This is a genomic window from Brachybacterium sp. YJGR34 (assembly GCF_003347015.1).
Lineage (GTDB): Bacteria > Actinomycetota > Actinomycetes > Actinomycetales > Dermabacteraceae > Brachybacterium.
Genome location: NZ_PNFB01000006.1, coordinates 163399 through 169967 on the forward strand (window position 1 = coordinate 163399; position 6569 = coordinate 169967).

The 6569-nt window shown below is 70.8% G+C and carries 5 protein-coding genes; all 5 read left to right on the forward strand.

Features of this window, described 5'->3' with window-relative positions; all coding sequences use genetic code 11:
* Entirely contained in the window at positions 1-984 is a 984-nt protein-coding gene (gene argF, locus CXH06_RS08145; RefSeq protein ID WP_114854677.1) for an ornithine carbamoyltransferase, read from the forward strand.
* Complete coding sequence (locus CXH06_RS08150; RefSeq protein WP_114854678.1) at positions 981-1568, forward strand: arginine repressor; 588 nt, start codon at positions 981-983, stop codon at positions 1566-1568. The genes argF and CXH06_RS08150 overlap by 4 nt, the downstream gene beginning before the upstream one ends.
* Positions 1569-1601: 33 nt before the next feature.
* Entirely contained in the window at positions 1602-2840 is a 1239-nt protein-coding gene (locus tag CXH06_RS08155) for an argininosuccinate synthase (RefSeq protein WP_114854679.1), read from the forward strand.
* The gene (gene argH / locus CXH06_RS08160; RefSeq protein WP_114854680.1) at positions 2837-4288 is read left to right on the forward strand and encodes an argininosuccinate lyase; all 1452 of its coding nucleotides are present in this window, start codon (positions 2837-2839) and stop codon (positions 4286-4288) included. The genes CXH06_RS08155 and argH overlap by 4 nt, the downstream gene beginning before the upstream one ends.
* A gap of 192 nt (positions 4289-4480) precedes the next feature.
* On the forward strand, positions 4481-5749 hold the full coding sequence (tyrS, locus tag CXH06_RS08165; RefSeq protein ID WP_114854681.1) for a tyrosine--tRNA ligase: 1269 nt from the start codon (positions 4481-4483) through the stop codon (positions 5747-5749).
* The last annotated feature ends 820 nt before the right edge of the window (positions 5750-6569 follow it).

Consider the following 6569-nt stretch of genomic DNA (forward strand, 5'->3'; position numbering starts at 1 on the left):
ATGCCCCGTCACTTCCTGCGCGACGACGACCTGAGCCCCGCCGAGCAGAAGGAGGTCCTCGCCCTCGCCCTCGAGCTCGCCGAGGACCGCTTCGCGAAGCGTCCGCTCGAGGGGCCGCGCACCGTCGCCGTCCTGTTCGACAAGTCCTCCACCCGCACCCGCATCTCCTTCGCGACCGGCATCGCCGAGCTCGGCGGCAGCCCGCTGGTCATGGACGCGGGCAGCAGCCAGCTGGGCCGCGGGGAGTCCGTCGCGGACACCACCGAGGTCCTCACCCGGATGGTCTCGGCGATCGTGTGGCGCACCTTCGGCCAGGAGAGGATCGAGGAGATGGCAGCCCACGCGACCGTCCCCGTCGTCAACGCCCTGACCGACGAGTTCCACCCGTGCCAGATCCTCGCGGACCTCCAGACCATCGCCCAGCACAGCGGGGGACTGTCCACGGGGGATGCCGCCCTCGCGGGCCGCTCGCTGGCCTACCTCGGCGACGGCGCGAACAACATGGCCCACTCCTACCTGCTGGGCGGCGTCACCGCCGGCATGGACGTGCGCATCGCCTCGCCCGCCTCGCACCGGCCCGACCCGCAGATCGTGGCCCGGGCCGAGGAGATCGCCGCGAGCACCGGGGGAGCGGTCACGATCACCGACGACCCCCGGGCCGCGGCCGACGGCGCCACAGCGGTGCTCACCGACACCTGGGTGTCGATGGGGCAGGAGGGCGAGGGCGGACGCGGCGAGGAGACCTTCGCCCCCTTCCAGGTCACCGCCGAGCTGATGGAGCTCTCCGGCGGGATGTTCCTGCACTGCCTGCCCGCCTATCGCGGCAAGGAAGTCACCGCCGAGGTCATCGACGGCCCCGCCTCCCGGGTGTGGGACGAGGCGGAGAACCGCCTGCACGCGCAGAAGGCCCTGCTCACCTGGCTGCTCGAGCACCCGGACGGCTCCACGGCCGCCCACGCCCGACCGGTGGCCGCACACCGATGACCGACGCGCGGCGGCCGCTCGCCCAGACCAAGACCTCCCGTCAGCAGCGGATCGTGCAGCTGCTGACCCAGCAGGAGGTCTCCTCCCAGTCGCAGCTCGCCCAGCTGCTGACCGCCGAGGGCACCGAGGTCACCCAGGCCACGCTGTCCCGGGACCTGGTCGAGCTGCAGGCGGAGAAGGTGCGCGGCTCCGCCGGCGGCCTCGTGTACCGACTCCCGCCGGAGGGCGGCACGCCGCGCCCGGCGACCACGCCCGAGAACGAGCTGCTCGAGGCGCGCCTGCCCCGCCTCGCCGAGGGCCTGCTGGTCTCCGCAGAGGCCAGCGGCAACCTGGTGGTGGTGCGGACCCCGCCCGGGGGTGCGCAGTATCTCGCCTCCGCCCTGGACCGCTCGGTGATGCCGGACGTCCTCGGTACGATCGCGGGGGACGACACCGTGCTGCTGGTCTCCCGCGACCCCGCCGGGGGCGACCGGCTCGCCGAGCGCCTGCTGGATCTCGCCGAGGGCCGGCGGGAGACCGCGGAGCCCGACGCCGTCGGCAGCGACCCCGGCCCCGACGACCGCCTCGCCGGCGAACGACCCTGAACCCCATCGACCCATCCCTCTAGGAGCCCCATCGTGACCGAACGCATCGTCCTCGCCTACTCCGGCGGCCTCGACACCTCCGTGGCCATCGGCTGGATCCACGACGCCACCGGCGCCGACGTCATCGCCTGCGCGGTCGACGTCGGCCAGGGCGGGGAGGACCTCGAGGTCATCCGCCAGCGCGCCCTGGACTGTGGCGCCGTCGAGGCCTACGTCGCCGACGCCCGCGACGAGTTCGCCGAGGAGTACTGCATGGCGGCGCTCAAGGCGAACTCCCTGTACATGGACGCCTACCCGAACGTCTCGGCGATCTCGCGCCCCGTCATCACCAAGCACCTGGTCAAGGCCGCCAAGAAGTTCGGCGCCAGCACGGTCGCCCACGGCTGCACGGGCAAGGGCAACGACCAGGTCCGCTTCGAGGTCTCGATCACCTCGCTGGCCCCGGAGCTGAAGTGCATCGCCCCGGTCCGCGACCTCGCCCTGACCCGCGACAAGGCGATCCAGTACGCCGAGGAGAAGGGCCTGCCGATCGAGACCACCAAGCACAACCCGTTCTCGATCGACCAGAACGTGTGGGGCCGCGCCATCGAGACCGGCTTCCTCGAGGACATCTGGAACGAGCCCACCAAGGACATCTTCAGCTACACCGACGACCCGGCCTTCCCGCCGGTCCCGGACGAGGTCGTCATCACCTTCGAGCGCGGCGTCCCGGTCGCGATCGACGGCCGGACGGTCACGCCGCTCGAGGCCATCCAGGAGATGAACCGCCGCGCCGGCGCCCAGGGCATCGGCCGCATCGACATCGTCGAGGACCGCCTGGTGGGCATCAAGTCCCGGGAGGTCTACGAGGCGCCCGGCGCGATGGCCCTGATCACCGCGCACCAGGAGCTCGAGCGGGTCACCCTCGAGCGCGAGCAGGCCCGCTTCAAGCGCACCGTGGGCGACCGTTGGACCGAGATGGTCTACGACGGCCAGTGGTTCTCCCCGCTGAAGAAGTCCCTGGACGCCTTCATCGAGGACACCCAGCACTACGTCAACGGCGAGATCCGCATGACCCTCCACGGCGGCCGCGCCACCGTGACGGGTCGCCGCTCCGAGACCGGGCTGTACGACTTCAACCTCGCCACCTACGACGAGGGCGACACCTTCGACCAGGCCAGCGCCCGCGGCTTCATCGACATCTACGGCCTGGCCGCCAAGCAGGCCGCGGCCCGCGACGTCGCCTTCGGCAACGGCGAGGACCTCACGAGCGACGACGGGGCGTCCGCATGAGCGCGGACGCCGCGCCGGGTCCCGACGCCTCGGCCGCCCAGGAGAGCGCCGCGCTGTGGGGCGGCCGCTTCGGCACCGGTCCCGCCGCCGCGCTGGCGGCCCTCTCGGTCTCCACGCATTTCGACTGGCGCCTGGCGCAGTACGACCTGCGCGGCTCCAAGGCCCATGCGAACGTGCTGCGCACCGCAGGCCTGCTGAGCGAGGAGGAGCTCGGGCGCATGCAGGAGGCGCTCGACGCGCTGGCGGCCGATGTCGCCTCCGGCGCGTTCGTCGCCGCACCGGACGACGAGGACGTGCACACCGCCCTCGAGCGGGGACTCATCGAGCGGGCCGGCGCCGAGCTCGGCGGCAAGCTGCGCGCCGGGCGCTCCCGCAACGACCAGATCGCCACGCTGATCCGGCTGTTCGTGCGCGACAGCGCCCGCGCCCTCGGCGGGCAGGTGCTGGACCTGGTGGACGTGCTGGTGGCACGGGCCCGCGAGGTCCACGGCGCGCCGATGCCCGGCCGCACCCATCTCCAGCACGCCCAGCCGCTGCTGCTGAGCCATCACCTGCTGGCCCACGCCTGGCCGCTGCTGCGGGACGTGGAGCGGCTGCGCGACCTGGACTCCCGGGCGGCGCACTCGCCCTACGGGTCCGGGGCGCTCGCCGGCTCGAGCCTGGGCCTGGACCCGCAGGCCGTCGCCGCCGAGCTCGGGTTCACCGACTCGGTGTGGAACTCGATCGACGGCACCGCCTCGCGGGACATCACGGCGGAGTTCTCCTTCGTGCTGGCGATGATCGGCATCGACCTCTCCCGCCTCGCGGAGGAGGTCATCCTGTGGAACACCAAGGAGTTCTCGTTCATCACCCTGGACGATTCCTTCTCCACCGGCTCCTCGATCATGCCGCAGAAGAAGAACCCGGACATCGCCGAGCTCGCGCGCGGCAAGGCCGGTCGGATCGTGGGCGACCTGGTGGGGCTGCTGACCACCCTCAAGGCCCTCCCGCTCGCCTACAACCGCGACCTCCAGGAGGACAAGGAGCCGGTCTTCGACCAGGTGGACTCCCTGGAGCTGGTGCTCCCGGCCTTCACCGGCATGATGGCGACGCTGACCTTCCACACCGCGCGGATGGCCGAGCTCGCCCCGCAGGGCTTCTCCCTGGCCACCGACATCGCCGATCACCTCGTGCGCCGCGGCGTGCCCTTCCGCAGCGCCCATGAGATCTCCGGAGCCTGCGTGAAGGTGGCCGAGGAGCAGGACAAGGAGCTGTGGGACCTCACCGACGAGGAGCTGGCGTCGATCTCCGAGCATCTGGACCCCTCCGTCCGCACGGTGCTCTCGGTCGAGGGCTCCATCGCCTCGCGCGATGCCAAGGGCGGGACCGCCCCGGTGCGCGTCGCGGAGCAGGAGGATGCGGCCGCGGAGGCCGCCGCCTCGCTGCGCGCCTTCACCCGCTCCACCTGAGCGGCCGACGGCCCGGGGCGCCCCGGGCCGTCGTGCCGTGCGCGGCTCGTCCCGCCGTGCCCCGTGCGCCCTGGTCCCCTCCGCGGGACGGGAGCGGGATCTGGGATGATGAGACCTGGCCGGCGAACCGTCGGCCTCCTGGCACGCGCCGGATCCCCGGCGCTCCGTGCCCCACCCGAGAGGAGACGATCGATGCATTCCGTCCTGGACGAGCTCGCCTGGCGAGGACTCGTCGTGCAGACCACCGGGCGCGAGGCGCTCGGCAGCGCTCTGGCGGACGGACCGCTCAGCCTGTATTGCGGCTTCGATCCGACCGCGGCCTCCCTGCACGTGGGGCACCTGACCCAGGTGCTCACCATGCGCCGCCTCCAGCTCGCCGGCCACCACCCCTACGCCCTCGTGGGCGGGGCGACCGGGCTGATCGGCGACCCCCGCATGTCCGGGGAACGGGTGCTCAACGACGGAGAGATCGTCGCGACATGGGTGGAGAGCCTGCGCGGTCAGATCTCGCGCTTCCTCGATCTCGAGGGGGAGTTCGCCGTGACCATGGTGAACAACCTCGACTGGATCGGGCAGATGAGCGCGCTCGACTTCCTGCGGGACATGGGCAAGCACTACCGGATGGGCACCATGCTGGCCAAGGACACCGTGGCCCGGCGCCTCCAGAGCGACGAGGGCATCAGCTACACGGAGTTCAGCTACCAGGTGCTGCAGGGGATCGACTACCTCGAGCTCCATCGGCGGCACGGGGTCTCCCTCCAGTACGGAGGGAACGACCAGTGGGGCAACCTGCTCTCCGGGGTGGACCTGATCCACAAGGTGGAGGGCCGGGACGTCCATGCGCTGACCACTCCGCTGGTCACCAAGGCCGACGGCAGCAAGTTCGGCAAGAGCGAGGGCGGCGCCGTCTGGCTCGACGCCGAGCTGACCAGCCCCTATGCCTTCCACCAGTTCTGGCTCAATGCTGCCGACGCGGACGTCGTGAACTACCTGAAGTACTTCACCTTCCGCGGGCAGGAGGACATCGAGGAGCTCGCCGTCGCGACGGAGGACGCTCCCCACCGGCGCGCCGCCCAGCGGGCCCTCGCCGACGACCTCACCACGATGGTCCACGGCGAGCGGGCCACCGCGCAGGCCACGGCCGCCGCGGCGGTGCTCTTCGGCCGCGGGGACGTGCGCGACCTCGACGAGCCGACGCTCCGCGCGATCGCCCGCGAGCTCCCCGGTGCCGAGGTCTCCCCGACGACGCCCCTGGTGGACGCCTACGTCGAGACCGGGATCGCACAGTCCAAGGGAGCCGCACGGCGCGATGCCGACAGCGGTGGTCTCACGGTCAACGGAGAGAAGTGCTCCGCGGAGGACCTCACGGGCGAGATCGGCGACCTGACCGCTCTGCCCGGCGGGTACGTCCTGCTCCGCCGAGGACGGAAGAACGCCGCGATGGTCCGACTGGTCGGCTGAGACGCACGAGGGCGCCGACGGATCCCGTCGGCGCCCTCGCAATTGACGGCCACGGGCCGGCCGGGATCGCCGCCGGCCCGTCGCCCCGAGAGCCCCGAGCACTCCTCCCCGGAGTGCTCGGGGCTCTCGGCGTCCCCGGAGCTTCCGGAGGCCCGGAACAGCTCCGCGGCCCCGCCGCTATGCCCCGCGAACAGCAACTGTCAAGCTGACGATAAGTCGCGGTGACCCCCCTCTCAGACGTGGGTCACATCGGCGTGAACGAGCGCTTTCCGGAGGTATGGAAATGCCATCTGACCTGCGATGATGATGCATCGTGACGGTGAACGGGGCGTGAATCGACGGGTTTGACGGCCCCCGTCGCGACCCGTAATGTTCTTTCTTGTCAGCAGCGAGGACGCAGACACGAGAGGCCGAGAGGTTCCCCCGGGAATCACGAGGCACCGAGTGACTGAGGATGCGCTGAGGGCCCGCAGGACCGGGAGACCGGGACGGCGGCGGTGACCTGGTCACCGGGAGGATCGCACCGCGAACCGACCGAGACGCAGGACACACCGAGCGGAGTTGGACCGGGCCGCGAAGAACTGCTAGAGTAGTGACTCGCGCCGGGACGACGATGCAGAAGGCATCGGAGGGAATCTTCCGCCGGCGCCACCGAGCCTCTGACTCACCTCGCAGCAGCGAGCTGAGGATGATGTGCGCGTGTTGCTTGATATCTCAATAGCGTGTCTGTTTGTTGATGCCATTTATTTTGATGGCAAATTTTAACGGATGATACAGCAGTTATATGCTGGTTGTTTGTTGTTTGCCAGGATTTTTTCAT